This window comes from Luteimonas sp. A611, assembly GCF_054072715.1.
Window position 1 is genome coordinate 976,713 of record NZ_JBSVRP010000001.1, and the last position, 17,996, is coordinate 994,708.

A 17,996-nucleotide genomic window follows, 5' to 3' on the forward strand; every position below is an offset into this window, starting at 1 on the left:
CAGCAGAAGCAGATCTCTCCCTGCGGTCGAGATGACGGACTCTGCGGTCGAGATGACAGGGTGAAGGGATGTTGCAGGCAGCTCCGCCGCCCCGAGCCTGTCATTTCGACCGAAGGGAGAAGCGCTCTTCAACGGCGCAGCCGGTAAATCCTGGATCGGACAGCAGATCTCTGCAGTCGAGATGACGGGGTGGACCTGAGGGCATGGATGCGGCGGTAATCTCAGGCGCCGCTGCCGGCCGTTTCCTGCACCCGCCCACCTGACTTGATGGTGATGCGCGGACGCAGCCAGGCGGCGAACCCGGCTTCGTCCAGGGAACCTTCGGCGAGACCGAGGTACTGCGGATACAGCTCGTGGTCTTCGGCTTGCAGCGTGCCGCCGTTGAGCATGATGAAGACTTCGCAGCCCACTGCGGCGGTGCGCTTGTTGCCGTCCACGAAGGGATGGTTGCGTGCAAGGCCAAAGGCCAGGCTGGCGGCAAGAGCAGCCAGATCTGGTGGAGGATCGCCGTAGGCGTATAGCTGCTGCGACCGGGCAAGGGCGGAATCGAGCAGGGCGTCGTCCCGCACGCCACTGGCACCCCCATGTTCGGCGAGCTGCCTGTCGTGGATGGCCATGGCCAGCGCCTTGTTGATCCAGACGATCATGGCTATTGCGCCAACTTGTTGAGCAGCGTGCGTCGCTTGCGCATCACCTGCTCGGCCACTCCCATCTGCGCGGCCAGCTCGGGATCGAAGGCGGTCAGGCGGATGCCGTCGGGCGTCTCCAGCGCATACAGCTCGTCGCCCTTGCCCAGGCGCAGGCGGGCGAGCAGTTCCTTGGGCAGGATGACGCCGGCGGAATTGCCGATGGCGGTGATTTTCAGCTTCATGGTGGGTACCGGTCCGTTATAACGAAAGTTATATTGCGTCCTCCGGGCCTCCCGGGCAAGTGAAAGCGCGGCTATGTCCAGTCTCGCGCAATGCGCCGGAGAGGTGTACATATGTACACCCATGAGCCCCATCGACACCCTCTCGCCGCAACGCGCCGCCGTGCTGGCCTTCCTGCGCCAGGAACTGGCAGCGGGCCGGGCACCGAGCCTGGCCGAGATCGCCCACGCTTTCGGCTTCGCCTCGCGCAACGCCGCCCACAAGCACGTGCAGGCGCTGGTGGCCGACGGCCTGCTGGAGCTGGACACCGGCCGCATGCGCGGGCTGCGCCTGCCCGGGCGCCCCGACCAGCTGCCGCTGCCGGTGCTGGGCCAGGTGGCGGCGGGTACCCCGATCGGCGCCGACATCGGCAGCGACGAACTGCTGCTGCTCGACCGCGCGCTGTTTTCCGAAAAGCCCGACTACCTGCTCAGGGTGAAGGGCGAATCGATGCGCGACGATGGCATCTTCGACGGCGACCTGGTGGCGGTGAAGCGCGCCAGCGAGGCGCGCAACGGCCAGGTGGTGGTGGCGCGCATCGATGGCGAGATCACCATCAAGCGACTCGAGCGCGGGCGCGCCCGCATCCGCCTGTTGCCGCGCAATCCCGACCATGGACCGATCGAGGTCCGCGCCGGACAGGATTTCGCCATCGAGGGCGTGTACTGCGGTCTGGTGCGCAGGGGCTAGGCATGTCGGCCGTTGTCGCACTAGAAACCCTGCTGGCCGCGCGCACGCTGTGGCACGCCGGCCGCAGCGCGGCGATCGCCGCCGATGGCGAGCCGACCGGGCACGCCGTGCTCGACGCGCTGCTGCCGCAGGGTGGCTGGCCGCGGCGCGCGCTGACCGAACTGCTGCTGCCGGCCGACGGCGTGGGCGAACTGTCGCTGCTGCTGCCCACGCTGGCGCGCTGCACGCAGCAGGGCGAACGGGTGGCGGTGATTGCGCCGCCATACCTGCCGTATGCACCGGCCTGGCAGGCGGCCAGCGTGGACCTGTCGCAGCTGCGCATCATCGATGCATCCCCGCGTGATGCACTTTGGGCATTCGAACAATGCCTGCGCAGCGGCACCTGCGCGGTAGTACTGGGCTGGCCGCAGCAGGCCGACGCGCGCGCGCTGCGTCGCCTGCAGGTGGCCGCCGACAGCGGCCAATGCCTGGGCTTCGCGCTGCGCGACCGCAAACACGCGGCGAACCCTTCTCCGGCAGCGCTGCGGCTGGAAGCGGTGTGCACGGAGCGCGCGATTGCCTGGCAGGTGCGCAAGTGCCGCGGTGGGCCGGTGCCGGCAGCGCCATTCGTGCTGGAGCCGATGCAGACGGACACGGCTGCAACTTCCGTTCCGGTCGCGCAGCTTCCGTCTGCCCGGACGGATCGGGAGGTCGCAGATCGGGAGGCACCCGCGCACCTGGCTCCCTCCCCCGCAAGCGGGGGAGGGCTGGGGTGGGGGCAAGCCGGTCGCGACGCAACTGCCCGCGCCTGCGGCGCGCCCCCATCCGCCTTCGGCACCCTTCGGCAGGCTCAGGGCAGGCTCTTCCCCCGCGAGCGGGGGAAGGAAAAGCCAACGCTCGAGGTTTCGCGCGCTCCCTCTCCCGGAACGCTCGCCTGCCCGCAGCACGAGCTCCATCTCGTCCAGGCCCCCGCGCCGCTCCTGCGTGGCTGACGACGTCGATGCTCTGGGCCTGCGTACTGCTGCCGCAACTGGCGCTGGATGGCGTCCTCCGCCGTTTGCCTGATCCGCAGGCGCCGCTGGCGCTGGTGACCGGGCCGGCGCAGCTGCGCAGCCTGCATGCGGTGAATGCCACAGCCGCGGATGCGGGCCTGCGGCCGGGCATGCGCCTGACTGCCGCGCATGCGCTGCTGCCGGACTTCGCGATGGTCGAGCACGATCCGCAGGCCGAAGCACGCTGGCAGCGCTTCCTCGCCGCCTGGGCCTATCGCCACAGCTCGCTGGTGAGCGCGCAGTGGCCGGGCTGCATCGTGCTGGAGGTGCGCGGCAGCTTTCGTCTGCTCGGGCCGTGGCCGCAGATCGAACGCCGCCTGCGCGAGGAGCTTGCGGCGCTGGGCTTCGAACACCGCATCGCGCTGGCGCCGACGCCGCGCGCCGCGCGCGTGCTGGCGGGACTGCGCGATGGCCTGGCGTTGATGCACGGCGACGCGATGACGGCCACGCTCGACCGCATGCCGGTGCGGCGCGCGCGCTTTCCCGGCGACAGCGGCGAGCGCCTGCAGCGCATGGGCGTGCGCGACCTGCGTGCCTTGCGCGCGCTGCCGCGCGATGCGCTGCGGCGGCGCTTCGGGCGCGAGCTGCTCGACCATCTCGACCGGCTCTACGGTGAGGTCGACGATCCGCTGGACTGCTACGCGCCGCCGGATCATTTCGATGCGCGTGTTGAAATGGGCTACGAGGTCGAAAGCCACATGGCCCTGTTGTTCCCGCTGCGGCGGCTGGTGGGCGACCTGTGCACCTATCTGTCGATGCGCGACGGTGGGGTGCAGTGCTTCGTGCTGCGGCTCGAGCATGAAACAGGACACACCGACGTGGAGGTCGGACTGCTCTCGGCCGAACGCGATGCGGCGATGCTATTGGAGGTGACGCGCAGCCGGCTGGAGCGGGTGCGGATCGACAGGCCGGTGGTCGCGCTGCGCCTGCTTGCGCGCGAACTTCCCCCCTTCGCGCCGGCCTCGCGCGACCTGTTCGATACGCGCAGCCAACAGCAGCTGCCCTGGCCGCAGCTGCGCGAGCGGCTGCGCGCGCGCCTGGGCGACGAGGCGGTGTATGCCGTGGCGCCATCAGGCGATCCACGTCCCGAGCGCGCGTGGCGAAGGGTGGAAGACGATGCGGGCCGCATCGACGAGGCGCCCGCCCGCCCGCCGCGCCCCTGCTGGCTGCTGCCGCGTCCGATCCCGCTGCGCGATTCGCGGCCGCGCATCGTCTCGGGACCGGAGCGCCTGGAAAGTGGCTGGTGGGACGGCGAGGACGCGCGTCGCGACTACTACGTCATCGAAACCTCGCAGGGACAGCGCGCCTGGGCCTTTGCGCCGCCGGGCGAGCAAGGCGGCTGGATGCTGCAGGGATGGTTCGCATGAGCGATACCGACGGCATCGACCGCGACACCCCCAGCGGCCGCCCGCCGCGCGCCTGGGAAACCGCGCAGCGCCTGCGCCTGTCGACCGCGGCCAACGACGATGCGCCGGTCGAGGCGGGGCTGCCGGCCTATGCCGAGCTGCACTGTTTGTCCGACTTTTCCTTCCTGCGCGGCGCGGCAAGCGCCGAAGAGCTGTTCGCACGCGCGGCCCAGGTTGGCTACGAGGCGCTGGCGATCACCGATGAGTGCTCGCTGGCCGGCATCGTGCGCGGACTTGAGGCGGCGCGCATCACCGGGGTCAAGCTGATCGTCGGCAGCGAGTTCATCCTCGACTGCGGACTCAAATTCGTGTTGTTGGTGGAAACCCCGGCCGGCTACACGCGGCTGTGCGAACTGATCACCCAGGCGCGGCGTGCGGTCGAGGGCAAGGGCTACCGGCTTACGCGCCAGGATGTCGAACGCCGGCTGTCGGACGTGGATGTTTCGCTGAGCGGCCTGTTCGCGCTGTGGATCCCGGCGCGCGAGGTTGATCCCGCACAGGGCCGCTGGCTGCGCACGGTGTTCGATGATCGCGCCTTCCTCGCGGTGGAGCTGCATCGCGAACAGGACGACGTGGCGCGACTCACGCAGCTGCTCGACCTCGCAAAGGCACTGGACATGACGCCCATCGCCGCCGGCGACGTGCACATGGACGTGCGCCGGCGTCGCGCGCTGCAGGACACCATGACCGCGATCCGACACAACACGCCGCTGTCCCAATGCGGCGCGCAGCTGTTCCGCAACGGCGAACGCCACCTGCGCACGCGCCGCGCGCTGGGCAACATCCATGGCGCGGTGGAGGGCGGGGCGGCCCTGCTGGACAACGCGGTGGCGCTGGCGCGCCGCTGCAGCTTCGATCTCGGCAACGACCTGCGCTACGCCTATCCGGTCGAACTGGTGCCCGAAGGCCACACCCCCACCACCTGGCTGCGCGAACTCACGCATCGCGGCATGCGCGAACGCTGGCCCGACGGCGTGCCTGCGGACGTGGTGCTCCAGATCGAGGACGAACTCGCCCTGATCGCGAAGCTCAGATACGAAGCCTTCTTCCTCACCGTCGAGGACATCGTCCGCTTTGCCAAGTCGCAGGACATCCTCTGCCAGGGCCGCGGCTCCTCCGCCAACTCGGCCGTGTGCTTCGCGCTCGGCATCACCGTGGTGAACCCGACTGAAAGCCGCCTGCTGATGGCGCGCTTCCTGTCGGAGGAACGCAACGAGCCGCCCGACATCGACGTCGATTTCGAGCACGAGCGGCGCGAGGAAGTGCTGCAGTACGTCTACGCCAAGTACGGTCGCCATCGTGCGGCGCTGGCTGCGACCGTGATCCGCTATCGCGGCAAGAGCGCGGTGCGCGACGTGGCCAAGGCCTTCGGCCTGCCGCCCGACCAGATCGTGCTGCTGGCCGAGTGCTTCGGCTGGGGCAATGGCGAGACGCCGATGCAGCAGCGCCTGCGCGAAGCCGGTTTCGATCCGGACAACCCGCTGATCGCGCGCGTGCTGATGGTGGCCGGCCAACTGCGCGACCACCCGCGCCATCTCTCGCAGCACGTCGGCGGCTTCGTGATCTGCGATGCACCGCTGGCCACCGTGGTGCCGGTGGAGAACGCATCGATGCCCGAGCGCAGCATCATCCAGTGGGACAAGGACGACCTGGAGACGATGAAGCTGCTCAAGGTCGACTGCCTGGCGCTGGGCATGCTCACCTGCATCCGCAAGGCGGTGGAACTGGTGGAACGCCATCGCGGCCACGTGGTGGACATCGCGCGGCTGCCCACCGACGACAGGCCCACCTTCGAGATGATCCAGGCCGCCGACACCGTGGGCGTGTTCCAGATCGAATCGCGCGCGCAGATGAGCATGCTGCCGCGACTCAAACCGGACAAGTACTACGACCTGGTGGTGGAAGTCGCGATCGTGCGCCCCGGCCCGATTCAGGGCGACATGGTGCATCCCTACCTGCGCCGCCGGCAGGGCAGGGAGGCGGTGACCTATCCGTCCGAAGGCGTGAAGGCGATCCTGGGGCCGACGCTGGGCATCCCGCTGTTCCAGGAGCAGGTGATGGAGCTGGTGATCCACGCCGGCTATTCCCCGAGCGAAGCGGACAACCTGCGCCGCTCCATGGCGGCATGGCGGCGGGGCGGCGACATGGAGCCGCACCGCGTGCGCATCCGCGAGCTGATGCTCGACAAGAACTACGCGCCCGAGTTCATCGACCAGATCTTCGAACAGATCAAGGGCTTCGGCTCCTACGGCTTCCCGCAGAGCCACGCCGCCTCGTTCGCCAAGCTGGTCTACATCAGCTGCTGGCTCAAGCGCCACGAACCGGCGGCCTTCGCCTGCGCCCTGCTCAATTCGCAGCCGATGGGATTCTATTCGCCCAGCGAGATCGTGCAGGACGCGCGTCGCGGCCGCGGCGCGCGCGTGGGCCTGGAGGTGCTTGCCGTCGACGTGGCCTGCAGCCAGTGGGACTGCACGCTCGAAGGCGGGCATGCGCGTAGCGGCGTCGACGACGGCGGACAGGCGGCGATCCGGCTCGGCTTTCGCCAGGTCAAGGGCCTGTCGCAGGCCGCGGCCGACGCCATCGTGGCCGCGCGTGGGCAGCGTCCGTTCGTCGACGTGCGCGACCTGTGCCTGCGCGCCGGTCTCGACGGGAAGGCGCGCAATGCGCTGGCCGAATCGGGAGCGCTGGCGTCGCTGTCCGGGCATCGGAATGCCGCGCGCTGGGCGGTGGCGGGCATCGAGAACAAGCGGCCATTGCTGCCGGGCAGCCCGGACGAAGACGAGATCGCGTTGCCTGCGCCTTCGCCCGGCGAGGAGGCGGTGGCCGACTACCGCAGCACCGGGCTGACGCTCGGCGCGCATCCGCTGTCGCTGATCCGCGAACGCCTGCAGCGCGAGCGCCTGCTCGACACGCGCCAGTTGCTGGAGCTGCCGCACGGGCGCGGCGCCTTCGTCGCCGGCATCGTCACCCAGCGCCAGCGTCCGGCGACGGCCAAGGGCACGATCTTCGTCACCCTCGAGGACGAACACGGCATGGTCAACGTGGTGGTGTGGCCGCATCTCGCGCTGCGCCGGCGCAAGGCCCTGCTGGGCGCGCGCCTGCTGGCGGTGCGCGGTCGCTGGGAGCAGGTCGATGGCGTGCGCCACCTGATCGCGCGCGACCTGCAGGACATGACCGCGCTGCTCGGCCAGGTCCACACCAGCTCGCGGGACTTCCGCTGATGGCATCCATGCGCACCGCCTCGCTCGCCGGCGACCTGTTCGCACCGTCCATGCTGCAGCTGGTGGACGATGCGCAGGGCGGCGCGCGCTACTGGCCCGGCGTGGTCGACCCGGACACGGCGCAGCGCTGGTTCGACCAGCTTGTCGAGCGCGCCGGGTGGCGCCACCTGCGTCGCCCCATGTACGAGCGCATGGTCGACGTGCCGCGGCTGCTTGCCTCGTACGCGGTGAACGACCTGCCCGTGGACCTGCCGTTGGCAACGATGCACGCCTGCGTGCAACAGCACGTGCCGGCGCCATTCACCTCGATCGGCATGAACTTCTATCGCGACGGCAACGACAGCGTGGCCATGCACGGCGACAAGCTGCACCTGCTGGGCGAGGGGCATCCGGTCGTCGTGTTCTCGCTGGGCGCACCGCGGCGCATGCTGATCCGCTCCGTGCGCGACCACGCCGACCAGATCGCCGTCGACCTGATGCCCGGCAGCCTGCTGGCGATGAGCCATGCGATGCAGACCACGCACGAGCACGGAATCCCGAAGACGCGCCAGGCCGAACCGCGCATCAGCGTGGTGTTCCGCGCGAAACCGGATGCAGTCGCATGACGCCCGCGCACGACGCATCCACAAAACAGCATTGCCATCTGTAGGAGCGGCTTCAGCCGCGAAAGAAGGCACACGTGGCGCCGGCGTTCGCGACTGAAGCCGCTCCTGCAGGGGCTGATGCTCCGCCCGCGAGACGCCAGCGCGGAGGCTCACGCGGTTTTGTGGCCTCAGGCGTGGCGCTGTACCCACTCCAGGTACGCATCCATCCAGTCCTGCAGGAACTTGCGGCTGCCATCGGCGATGTCGCCGTTTTCATCCAGCACGTCGTCGGCCTTGAGGAAGGCCTCGGGCTGTCCGAGCGTGGGCATGTCGAGGTAGGCGAGGATGGTGCGCAGGTGTTGCTGCGCGACCGCGGTGCCGATCGCGCCGATGGAAACGCCGATGACGCCCGCCGGCTTGTCCGGGAAGGCGCTGTCGCCGTAGGGGCGCGAGGCGTGGTCGAGCGCGTTCTTGAGCACGCCGGGGATCGAACGGTTGTACTCGGGCGTGACGAACAGCAGCCCGTCGGCTTCGCGGATCGCTTCCTTCAGTCGGATCACCGGCGCCGGCGGCGAAGCGTCGTCGTCCTGGTTGTACAGCGGCAGGTCGTCGATGCGCAGTCGGCGGAACTCGATGTCGTCCGGCGCGAGCCTGGCAAGCGCATCGGCCAGCCGCGCGTTGAATGAATCCTGGCGCAGGCTGCCGACGATCACGGCGATGGTCAGTGACATGGATGGCTCCTGGAGTGCGTGCCGGCTCCTGGAACCTCCCGGGTGGCACGGATGCGGCGTGAGCGCAAGATGGCCCCGACCGCGTGAACGCGGCGTCTGGACGGTTGTCGCACCTGTTCGCAGCGCCTTGACGGACATGGCACCAAGGTGGAAGCAGGCTTCGGGGGTCACGATGCAATCGAAACATCTGCGCTTTGGAAAAGGATTCCGCCCCGCCTTCACCGTCCGCAAGGTCCAGGCGGCGGAGATGGTGATCGCGCCCGGCGACAGCGAAGGTGGCGCGGACAATTTCCATCGCGGCGCCGACCAGTGGATCTATGTGGTCAGCGGCACCGGCCTCGCCATTGTCGATGGCTCGCGCCGGAAGCTGCGCGAGGGCAGCCTGCTGGTGATCGAACGCGGCGAGCGCCACGAGATCCGCAACACCGGTCGCGGCCTGCTGAGGACACTCAACTTCTATACGCCTCCCGCCTACACCGAGGGCGGCGACCCGCTGCCCGCGGCGCGGCGCGCGCCACGGGGACATGCGCGCGACTGAGGGCCCGTCGCTGCCGCGCCTGCCTGGCGGCGGATCGGGTCAAGCCCGTCCGCCACGGCGCGGGCAACGGCAGCCACCACCACGAGGCCTTCAGGCCGAAGCGTCCGTGCCGATGTCGTGGTTGCGTCACCACAGCGAATGCTGCGCGTCCTTGCACGCCGCCGCGGCGGTTGGCATGGTGCAGACAATCTAGGGGAGCAGAACGGTCCAATGCGTCCACGCGTGCGCAAGCGGTTGCCCGGATCGGTCAAGAAGGTACTGACCGTAGGGGTCGCGCTGGGCCTGCTGATGATGCTGGGACTGGCGCTGCTGCTGTACCAGGATCGTGAGCTCCGCGTCGCGTCGGCGCAGCGCCAGGCGTTGGCGCTCTCAACCGGCGTGGACCGGCTGCTGCGGCAGGAGTTCGGCAGCCTGGAGCGTGCGATGGCCGGCATCACTGCCGATGCCACCGCCTACGCCGGCTCGGCCCCGGCCCGGGCGGACGCGCGGCTGCGCGATGCAATCGCAGGCGTGGTTGCGCGGCGCGCCGATCTCGACTCGGTCGCGGTGGTCGATTCGCAGGGGCGCGCCCTGGTGGTGGGCGAGCAGGGCGACCCGGGGCTGCCGGAATGGGTCGCAAACGCGCGCAGCGGCCGCCTGGTGATCGGTACGCTGCAGGCCAACGGCGAAGACGGATGGTGGCTGCGCGTGGCTTGGCCGTTCGGCGACGGGCGCTGGCTGCTGGCGCGACTGCACACGATCGCGATCGAGCGGATGATCCGCGACCTCGACATCGGCCGCGAAGGCAACGCCACCGTGCTCGACCGCAACGGCGTGGTGCTCGCGCGACAGCCGGAAGCTGCCACCGGTAGCTTCGTTGGCCGCCAGACCCCGCTGTCACCGGAACTGCGGGATATCAAGGGCACGGCGTCGGGCCTGCGGGTCAGCCACGTCGATGGCGTCGCGCGGCTGGCCGGCCTCAGTGCGATGAGTGGCTATGACGTCGTCGTCGTTGCCGGCATCGGCCTGCGCGAGGCGCTGGTGCCCTGGTATCGCAACGTGTCGATCGCGTCCGGCTTCGTGCTGCTGTACTGGCTCGGGCTGGGCTATTTCTTGCACCGGCTCACCAGCGGCGAACGCGTGCGCGAGGATCTGCTCGTCGAACTGGAGGAGCAGGCGGACTGGCTGGACCAGGCGCAGCGCGCCTCGCGCACCGGCGTGTGGCGGATCGAATCCGACGGCGAGCACATCAAGGTCTCCGAGCACACTGCTGTGATGTTCGGGTTCGAGCCCAGGGCCGGGGTGCTGCCGATCCGTGCATTCTTCGAGCGGATCCATCCGGACGATCGCCAGCGGGTGGAGCAGCGGTTCGCTCACACGCTCGAGACCGGTACGCCCTTCAGCGCGGAGTACCGCGTGCTGACCGATCACGGCAGCGAGCGCTGGGTCAGAGGCAGCGGAGGCCTCGCCACCGACAGCCAGGGAAAGGGTCGGATCACCGGCACGGTCGCCGACGTGACCGCCAGGCACAAGGCGCAGGAACGCATCGAGCGCGCGGAAGCGCAGTTCCGCACGCTGTTCGAGCGCAACCCGCTGCCGTTCTGGGTATTCGACGCGAAGACCCTGCGGTTCCTCGCGGTCAACGATGCCGCGGTGTCTTCCTACGGCTACAGCCTGGAAGAATTCCGCGCGATGACCATCCTCGACATCCGTCCCGCGTCGGAGTGGAAGGATGTCGAAGCGTCGATGGACAGGCGTGGCGCCAGCCAGGACGTGGACGGTGTCTGGACCCACGTCCGCAGCGATGGGAGTCGCCTGGACGTGCGCGTCTTCAGCAGCGGCATCGAGTTCGGGGGACGGCAGGCGCGGCTGGTGCTGGCCGAGGACGTCAGCGACCGCGTCTCCTATGAGCACGACCTTGCCTGGCGCGCCACCCACGACAGCACCACCGGCCTGACGCGCCTGTCGGCGCTGGTCGAGCAGGTCAATGCGCAGCACGTGCCCGGATCGCGCTATGCGGCGGCCTTCGTGCGCTTGCGCGACCTGGAGCTGGTCGCGCCTACCCTGGGCGCGACCACCAGCGAGCTGCTGTTGCGCGAGACGGCGGCGCGCCTGAGCGTGGTGGGGCGCGAATTCGGCGCGGTGGGGTTCTGGCCCGGCGAATCGTTCATCGTCGTGGCCCTGGACGCCAGCCGCCAGCAGGAGATGCTGGCGGCACTCGAGGAAGCGATCGCGCTGCCGGTCCAGACCGAGGGCGGGGCCCATCCGGTCGAGGCCTGGATTGGCATTGCCGAAGGCCCCGAGGCGGGCGAGGGCGCCGAGCAGGTGATCGGCCACGCCGCCCTGGCTGCGCTGCAGGCGGGACGAGAGCTGGTGCAGGTCCTGCCCTACGACCGCACCATGGCCGACCAGGCGTCGCAACGCATCGTCCTGGCGCGTCGCCTGCACGGCGCGCTGCCCAACGACGAGTTCGAGCTGCACTACCAGCCGATCCGGCGTTTGTCCGACGGCCGGCTGGTGGCGCTTGAAGCGCTGTTGCGCTGGCGCCAGGACGGCAGGCTGGTGCCGCCGGCGGTGTTCATGCCGCTGGCGGAAACCTCCGGCCTGATCGTGCCGATCGGCCGCTGGGTGCTGGAGCAGGCTGCGCTTTGTCACGGGCGCCTGGCCGATCGCGGACTCCGCGATGTCTCCATCGCCGTCAACATCTCGGCGGTACAGCTGCTGGGCGACAACATCGCCGACGCCGTGGCCGAACTGCAGCAGCAGTACCGGCTGCCACGCGGCGCACTGCACGTCGAGTTGACCGAGAGCGTGGTGCTGCGCCAGCCGCAGGCGGCGCGCACGCGCATGCTGGCGCTGCGCAATGCCGGGGTGCCGATTTCGATCGACGACTTCGGCACCGGCTTTTCCAGCATGGCCTACCTGCGCGACCTGCCGCTGGACTATCTGAAGATCGACCGGAGCTTCGTGCAGGACGTGCACACAGACGATCGCAACGCCTCGATCTGCCGCGCATTGATCGCGCTGGCCGGCGGCCTGGGATTGGGCACGATCGCCGAAGGCGTGGAGCACGAAGGTGAGTTCGAATGGCTGCGCAACAACGGCTGCGACCAGGCGCAGGGCTACCTGCTTGGCCGCCCGGCGCCGTTGAGCCAGCTGCTCGACTCGATCTGTGGTGGCACGCCGAAGTAGTCGGGCGTGCCGGGCGGACTGCTTGCGCCGCGGAAAGCATCGAAAGCCGGCCTGCTGCCTGCACCCCCGGCTGCATCCGTCAAGGGCGTCGCGATTGGGGCTTGCATTGCGCAACGATTGCCGAACCTCGTCGTGTGCCCGCGCAGACTTATCCACGACGCTTGTGGACAAGGTTGTGGAGGGCCCATTGAACAACCGCCGCCAGCCCGCGTGGCGTCACGCCCGGCGACTGTTTGGTGAAAACAACGCCATTGCCGCAAACGCGAACCGCCCCTTGCGGGGCGGTTGCGTGTGTGCTTGTTGCAGTGGTGAAACTTTGATCAGGCGTCGGCGTCTTCTTCCTTGAACGCGTCGACCGGGATGCAGGCGCAGAACACGTTCTTGTCGCCGTGCACGTTGTCCACGCGCGCCACCGGCGGCCAGTACTTCTGCTGCCGCAGGCTGGCCAGCGGGAACACCGCCAGCTCGCGCGGATAGGCGTGCGTCCACTCGCTCGCGGCGGCCGCGTCGGCGGTGTGCGGCGCGTTTTTCAGCGGGTTGTCCACGCGATCCAGGCGTCCATCCTCGATCGCGCGGATCTCGTCGCGGATCTGGATCATCGCGTCGATGAAGCGGTCGAGTTCATGCAGCGATTCGCTCTCGGTCGGCTCGACCATCAGCGTGCCGGCGACCGGGAAGCTGAGCGTCGGCGCGTGGAAGCCGAAATCGATCAGCCGCTTGGCCACGTCCTCGGCGCTGACGCCGGTGGCCTTCTCCAGCGGCCGCAGGTCGAGGATGCATTCGTGCGCCACCAGCCCGTTGCGTCCCGTGTACAGCGTGCGGTAGTGCGGGGCGAGCCGCCTGGACACGTAGTTGGCGCTGAGCAGCGCGACCTGGGTGGCACGGCGCAGGCCGCCGGCGCCCATCATCGCGATGTACATCCAGCTGATCGGCAGGATCGAGGCGCTGCCGTGCGCGGCGGCGGACACCATGCCCACGCTGCCTTCGGAATCCTTGTGTCCGCGTGGCAGGAACGGCGCCAGGTGCGCTTTGACCGCGCACGGCCCCACGCCCGGGCCGCCGCCGCCGTGCGGGATGCAGAACGTCTTGTGCAGGTTGAGGTGGCTCACATCGGAGCCCCACTTGCCCGGCTTCGCCAGGCCGACCAGCGCGTTCATGTTGGCGCCGTCGGTATAGACCTGCCCGCCGTGGCGATGGACGATCTCGCAGATCTCGACCACGTCTTCCTCGAACACGCCGTGCGTGGACGGGTAGGTCATCATGATCGCGGCGAGGTTGGCCGAATGCTTCTCCGCGGCGCGGCGGATGTCTTCGACGTCGACGTTGCCGTTGGCGTCGCAGCGCGTCACCACTACCTTCATGCCGCACATCTGCGCCGAGGCCGGGTTGGTGCCGTGCGCGGATTCGGGGATCAGGCAGATATCGCGGTGGCCCTCGTCGCGCGATGCGTGGTATGCGCGGATCGCGAGCAGGCCGGCGTACTCGCCCTGGGCACCGGAGTTGGGCTGGAAGCTGATCGCGTCGTAGCCGGTGATCTCCACCAGCATCGCTTCGAGTGAATCGATCAGTTCCCGGTATCCGCGCGTCTGCGAGGATGGCGCGAGCGGATGGATCCCGGCGAATTCCGGCCAGGTGATCGGGATCATCTCGGCGGTGGCGTTGAGCTTCATGGTGCACGAGCCCAGCGGGATCATCGTGCGGTCCATCGCCAGGTCCTTGTCGGCGAGCGCACGCAGGTAGCGCAGCATCTCGTGCTCGCTGTGGTGCGTGTTGAACACGGGGTGCTGCAGGAACTTCGACTCGCGCTGTAGCGCGGCCGGCAGGGCGTCGTCGATGTCCGCATCAAGCGCGTCGATTGCGCCGCCGTTGAGCTCGGCACCGAAGATCTTCGCCAGCGCGGCGAGGTCGGCGCGGGTGACGGTCTCGTCCAGGCTGATGCCGACGCTGGTCGCGTCGATCTTGCGCAGGTTGATGCGCTGGTGGCTGGCGTAGTTGTGGACGGTCTCGGCCTCGACGCCGCTGACGTGCAACGTGTCGAAAAAATCTCCGCCCACCTGCACGCCCACCTGGCGCAGTGCCGCAGCCAGGATCGCGGTCTGGCGATGCACGCGACGGGCGATACGCACCAGCCCGTCAGGGCCGTGGTAGACGGCGTACATCGCGGCCATCACCGCCAGCAGCACCTGCGCGGTGCAGATGTTGCTGGTCGCCTTCTCGCGCCGGATGTGCTGCTCGCGCGTCTGCAGGGTGAGGCGGTAGGCGGGCTTGCCGGCAGCGTCGACCGAGACGCCGATCAGGCGGCCGGGCATCGAGCGCTTGAACGCGTCGCGGCAGGCCATGAAGCCCGCATGCGGTCCGCCGAAGCCGAACGGCACGCCGAAGCGCTGGGTGTTGCCGACCACGATGTCGGCGCCCCATTCACCCGGTGCTTTGATCAAGGTGAGCGCGAGCAGGTCGGCGGCGACCGTGACCAGGGCGCCGCGCGCATGCACGGCCTCGGCCAGAGCGGCATGGTCGACGATGTGGCCGTAGGTGTCGGGATACTGCAGCAGCACGCCGAAGCAGTCGGCCTCGGCCGCGTCCGCCGCCGGCCCGACCTGCAGATCGATACCCATGCCGTCGGCACGCGTGCGCACCACTTCCAGGGTCTGCGGATGCACGCTGTCGGCGACGTAGAACAGGTTGGACTTCGATTTCGCCGAACGCTTGGCAAGCGTCATAGCCTCGGCCGCGGCGGTGGCTTCGTCCAGCAGCGATGCGTTGGCGATATCCATGCCGGTGAGGTCGGAGCACATCTGCTGGAAGTTGATCAGCGCCTCCATGCGGCCCTGCGAGATCTCCGCCTGGTAGGGTGTGTAGGCGGTGTACCAGGCCGGGTTCTCGAGGACGTTGCGCAGGATGACGTTGGGCGTGTGGGTGCCGTAATAGCCCTGGCCGATGAAGCTGCGGAACACGTCGTTGCGCTCGGCGATCGTGCGGATCTTCGCCAGCGCCTCGACCTCGGTCAGCGAGCCGGGCAGGGCCAGGCCGGGGCTCGACGCCGGATCGAGCGTGCCGGTGGGCTTGATGGTGGCGGGGACGATGGCGTCGGTCATCGACTCCAGCGAGTCGTGGCCGACCTCGCGCAGCATGTGCGCGACCTCGGCGTCGTTGGGGCCGATGTGGCGTTCGACGAAGGCGTCGTGGTGTTCGAGTTCGCGCAGGCTGGGCTTGGACATGGCGGAGGCACCGGAAAAGTGAAGGGCGCCGCCCGGATGCCGCTGCATCGTCATCCCGGCCGAAGCCGGGACCCATGGCCGCTCCTGCGCGGACGCAGGAGCATGGACGGGTTCCAGCGTGGGCTGGAACGACAACGGGCGTTCCGTGGCGGTGGTGCCCCTCTGTCCTTTTGCCTGAGAGTTTGGAAGCGCGCGGACGAGGATCGCGTGCTTCGTGCCCCTTCGGCGCCGGTTCCGGCTCGTGCCGGTCGGTCTCTCCAGAGTGTTTGCCGCGTCCGGTGGTATCGGGCCTGAGCGATTACGGGCGTTTGCGCCTTCGGCAGCACGGGCAACGCGCCCTGTGCTTCTCCCACCATTGCCTCGCGATTATAGCGCCTGGCTGCTGCCCGATCGCGGACCATGGGCGTCTTCGCGGGCACGGAGTTGTTAATCTGAACGCCTTTCCCGGATATTCCCCCGCATGATTCCGACCCAGGCGCAGCACTCCACCAAGGGCCCCGGGCCAGATGCCGACGGCGACGTGTCCCTGGTCCGCAGGATCTGGAGCGTGTTCCGTCGCGAACCCGTCCTGCTGATCAGCTGCAGCTACCTGTTCATCTCGGTCTACGGACTGTGGGACAGCTACTGGTTCTACCGCCGTTTCGACATCCCGATCCTGGAGTTCATGCAGAGCAGCGACTACTTCGTGGCCGGCCTGCGCCGGCCCGAGTACCTGTGGCTCCTGTTGTGGACGCTGCTGGCGTCCTGGTTGGCGTTGCTGCCCGAACGCTGGCGCCAGCGCCATCCCGAGCGCGTGTCGCGGATCGAACGCCGCTGGTGGGGCCGCGTGCTGCTGCCGCGCCGCAGCGACTGGTGGGCTTACATGGGGCTGCATCCGGAAACCATGACGACCCTGGCCGCGCTGCTGGCGATGGCCTTTTGCCTGTACGCACTCGGCGACAGCCGGGGCCAGCGGACGTACGAGGGTGGCGGCCACGCCGTGTCGGTGCGGCTGACCAACCAGGCGCGGGAACTGCCGGGAGACTGGCGCATGCTCGGCACCAGCAGTGCCTTCGTGTTCGTGTGGAATCCTGGCGAGCGGCGCGCGGAAGTGCTGCCGATCGATTCGGTCTCGGCGATCCGCCTGCTGGGCTGGCGCTCGCGTGGGGACCGCGAGGAAGCCGGTGTCGCGCCGGAGCAGCAGGCGCCCCCGACCGTGAGGCGCACGCCGCGATGAGCCATCGTCCGCCCGGCCTCCGCCGCCTGGCGCTGCTGCTGGCGGGCCTGGCAATGTTCGGGCCGTTCTCGATCGACACCATCTTCCCGGCGTTCCCGGTGATAGGCGCGGACCTGGGCGCCGACAAGCTGGCGATGCAGCAGACCATCAGCGTCTACCTGATCGCCTACGCGCTGATGAGCCTGGTGCATGGGCCGTTGTCGGACATGCTGGGCCGGCGCCGCGTGATCCTGGCCGGGCTGGTGGTCTTCATCGCCGCCTCGGTCGGTTGCGCGCTGTCCACCGACCTCGGCACCCTGCTGGCCTTCCGCGCGCTGCAGGGCCTGTCGGCGGGCGTGGGACTGATCGTCGGCCGCGCCGTGATCCGCGACGTGCTGCATGGCGACGACGCGCAGCGGCTGATGAGCCAGGTGTCGATGATCTTCGGCGTGGCGCCGGCGATCGCGCCGGTGGTGGGCGGCTGGCTGCTGGGCTGGGGCCGCTGGCCGCTGATCTTCTGGTTCCTGGTCGGGTTCTCGGTGCTGCTGCTGTTGGCGACCTGGCGCTGGCTGCCCGAGACACTGCCGCCGCAGGCCCGGTTGGCGCCGTCGCCGCGCCGGCTGCTGCGCGACTTCGCCTGGATCGCGACCAACCCGCGTTTCGTGCGCCTGGCGCTGGCCGGCGCGCTCAACTTCGCCGCGTTGTTCCTGTACATCGCTTCCGCCCCGGCCTTCGTGCTCGACCTGCTGCACCTGGACGAGCGCCAGTTCGGCTGGTTCTTCATCCCGATGATCAGCGGCATGATGCTGGGGGCCTTCGTGTCGGGGCGCGCGGCGGGGCGCATCAGCGGGACACGCCTGGCCAACATCGGCTTTGCGCTCAGCAGCGTGGCGGTCCTGGTCAACCTCGCCTACAGCGCGGCCGTGCCGCAGCCGAGCGTGCCCTGGGCGGTGCTGCCGATGGTGCTCAATGCCTTCGGCATCGCGCTGGTGTTCCCGATCGTGACGCTCGCCATCCTCGACATGTATCCGCGCCAGCGCGGCTCGGCCTCGTCGCTGCAGGCCTTCGCCGGGCTGGTGCTCAACGCGCTGATCGCTGGCGTGATCTCGCCGCTGGTGAGCCACGATCCACTGCATCTGGCCGCATTGGCCGCAGCCTTCATGCTGTCGGGCTGGGCGTTCTGGCGCTGGGAGATCCGCCGCGGCAGCACGCCGCCGGACTGCCCGCAGGCGCCGGGCGCGCTGGAACCGACCGAACAGCTGTAGGAGCGGCTTCAGCCGCGATGCTTTCGCGATGAGGCGGC

Annotated in this window: 12 protein-coding genes, 1 pseudogene and 1 riboswitch; of the genes and pseudogenes, 9 read left to right on the top strand and 4 right to left on the bottom strand. The window is 69.1% G+C overall.

The genetic code is table 11. The features are described 5' to 3' along the window. Positions 1–221: 221 nt before the first annotated feature. On the bottom strand, positions 222–647 hold the full coding sequence (locus ACW5EG_RS04385) for a type II toxin-antitoxin system death-on-curing family toxin (protein ID WP_457020934.1): 426 nt from the start codon (positions 645–647) through the stop codon (positions 222–224). 2 nt (positions 648–649) lie between these two features. After that, on the bottom strand, positions 650–871 hold the full coding sequence (locus ACW5EG_RS04390) for an AbrB/MazE/SpoVT family DNA-binding domain-containing protein (RefSeq protein WP_457017537.1): 222 nt from the start codon (positions 869–871) through the stop codon (positions 650–652). A 130-nt stretch (positions 872–1,001) separates the two neighbouring features. Between ACW5EG_RS04390 and lexA the strand changes: the two genes are divergently transcribed. The 5 genes and pseudogenes from lexA to ACW5EG_RS04415 all read left to right on the top strand — a co-directional run bounded on the left by lexA (position 1,002) and on the right by ACW5EG_RS04415 (position 7,861). After that, positions 1,002–1,598 carry a transcriptional repressor LexA gene (gene lexA / locus ACW5EG_RS04395; RefSeq protein WP_457018403.1) on the top strand — a complete coding sequence of 199 codons (597 nt, stop codon included), beginning with the start codon at positions 1,002–1,004 and terminating at the stop codon, positions 1,596–1,598. Positions 1,599–1,600: 2 nt separating this feature from the next. Next, positions 1,601–2,212 (top strand): annotated as a pseudogene (gene imuA, locus ACW5EG_RS04400) (translesion DNA synthesis-associated protein ImuA); the annotation flags it as partial. 365 nt (positions 2,213–2,577) lie between these two features. Then, entirely contained in the window at positions 2,578–3,996 is a 1,419-nt protein-coding gene (locus tag ACW5EG_RS04405) for a Y-family DNA polymerase (RefSeq protein ID WP_457020935.1), read from the top strand. After that, positions 3,984–7,256: an error-prone DNA polymerase gene (locus ACW5EG_RS04410; RefSeq protein ID WP_457020936.1), complete on the top strand. Its 3,273-nt coding sequence runs from the start codon at positions 3,984–3,986 to the stop codon at positions 7,254–7,256. The genes ACW5EG_RS04405 and ACW5EG_RS04410 overlap by 13 nt, the downstream gene beginning before the upstream one ends. An 8-nt stretch (positions 7,257–7,264) precedes the next feature. Continuing rightward, on the top strand, positions 7,265–7,861 hold the full coding sequence (locus ACW5EG_RS04415; RefSeq protein ID WP_457018404.1) for an alpha-ketoglutarate-dependent dioxygenase AlkB: 597 nt from the start codon (positions 7,265–7,267) through the stop codon (positions 7,859–7,861). 167 nt (positions 7,862–8,028) lie between these two features. Here the strand turns inward: ACW5EG_RS04415 and ACW5EG_RS04420 are convergent, their stop codons facing one another. Next, positions 8,029–8,571, bottom strand: coding sequence for an NADPH-dependent FMN reductase (locus tag ACW5EG_RS04420; protein ID WP_457017540.1), 543 nt, complete (start codon positions 8,569–8,571; stop codon positions 8,029–8,031). A gap of 172 nt (positions 8,572–8,743) precedes the next feature. Here ACW5EG_RS04420 and ACW5EG_RS04425 point away from each other — a divergent pair, with 172 nt between their 5' ends. Then, complete coding sequence (locus ACW5EG_RS04425; RefSeq protein ID WP_457017541.1) at positions 8,744–9,109, top strand: cupin domain-containing protein; 366 nt, start codon at positions 8,744–8,746, stop codon at positions 9,107–9,109. A 210-nt stretch (positions 9,110–9,319) separates the two neighbouring features. Beyond that, entirely contained in the window at positions 9,320–12,280 is a 2,961-nt protein-coding gene (locus ACW5EG_RS04430) for a bifunctional diguanylate cyclase/phosphodiesterase (RefSeq protein WP_457020937.1), read from the top strand. 320 nt (positions 12,281–12,600) lie between these two features. Here ACW5EG_RS04430 and gcvP read toward each other — a convergent pair whose 3' ends face one another. Beyond that, entirely contained in the window at positions 12,601–15,498 is a 2,898-nt protein-coding gene (gcvP, locus tag ACW5EG_RS04435) for an aminomethyl-transferring glycine dehydrogenase (protein ID WP_457017543.1), read from the bottom strand. 152 nt (positions 15,499–15,650) lie between these two features. After that, positions 15,651–15,769, bottom strand: a riboswitch (glycine riboswitch). A 189-nt stretch (positions 15,770–15,958) separates the two neighbouring features. On the opposite strand from gcvP, the gene ACW5EG_RS04440 reads away from it, so the two are divergent. Together ACW5EG_RS04440 and ACW5EG_RS04445 are read left to right on the top strand one after the other, a co-directional pair. Then, a complete protein-coding gene (locus ACW5EG_RS04440) occupies positions 15,959–16,714 on the top strand; it encodes a hypothetical protein (RefSeq protein WP_457017544.1) in 756 nt (251 codons plus the stop codon). Next, on the top strand, positions 16,711–17,958 hold the full coding sequence (locus tag ACW5EG_RS04445; protein WP_457017545.1) for a multidrug effflux MFS transporter: 1,248 nt from the start codon (positions 16,711–16,713) through the stop codon (positions 17,956–17,958). Before ACW5EG_RS04440 ends, ACW5EG_RS04445 begins: the two co-directional genes overlap by 4 nt. The last annotated feature ends 38 nt before the right edge of the window (positions 17,959–17,996 follow it).

Coding starts and splice junctions, on each gene's coding strand:
- ACW5EG_RS04385 (WP_457020934.1), bottom strand. CDS start 647: ATGATCGTCTGGATCAACAAGGCGCTGGCCATGGCCATCCACGACAGG.
- ACW5EG_RS04390 (WP_457017537.1), bottom strand. CDS start 871: ATGAAGCTGAAAATCACCGCCATCGGCAATTCCGCCGGCGTCATCCTG.
- ACW5EG_RS04405 (WP_457020935.1), top strand. CDS start 2,578: ATGCTCTGGGCCTGCGTACTGCTGCCGCAACTGGCGCTGGATGGCGTC.
- ACW5EG_RS04410 (WP_457020936.1), top strand. CDS start 3,984: ATGGTTCGCATGAGCGATACCGACGGCATCGACCGCGACACCCCCAGC.
- ACW5EG_RS04415 (WP_457018404.1), top strand. CDS start 7,265: ATGCGCACCGCCTCGCTCGCCGGCGACCTGTTCGCACCGTCCATGCTG.
- ACW5EG_RS04420 (WP_457017540.1), bottom strand. CDS start 8,571: ATGTCACTGACCATCGCCGTGATCGTCGGCAGCCTGCGCCAGGATTCA.
- ACW5EG_RS04425 (WP_457017541.1), top strand. CDS start 8,744: ATGCAATCGAAACATCTGCGCTTTGGAAAAGGATTCCGCCCCGCCTTC.
- ACW5EG_RS04430 (WP_457020937.1), top strand. CDS start 9,320: ATGCGTCCACGCGTGCGCAAGCGGTTGCCCGGATCGGTCAAGAAGGTA.
- gcvP (WP_457017543.1), bottom strand. CDS start 15,498: ATGTCCAAGCCCAGCCTGCGCGAACTCGAACACCACGACGCCTTCGTC.
- ACW5EG_RS04440 (WP_457017544.1), top strand. CDS start 15,959: ATGATTCCGACCCAGGCGCAGCACTCCACCAAGGGCCCCGGGCCAGAT.
- ACW5EG_RS04445 (WP_457017545.1), top strand. CDS start 16,711: ATGAGCCATCGTCCGCCCGGCCTCCGCCGCCTGGCGCTGCTGCTGGCG.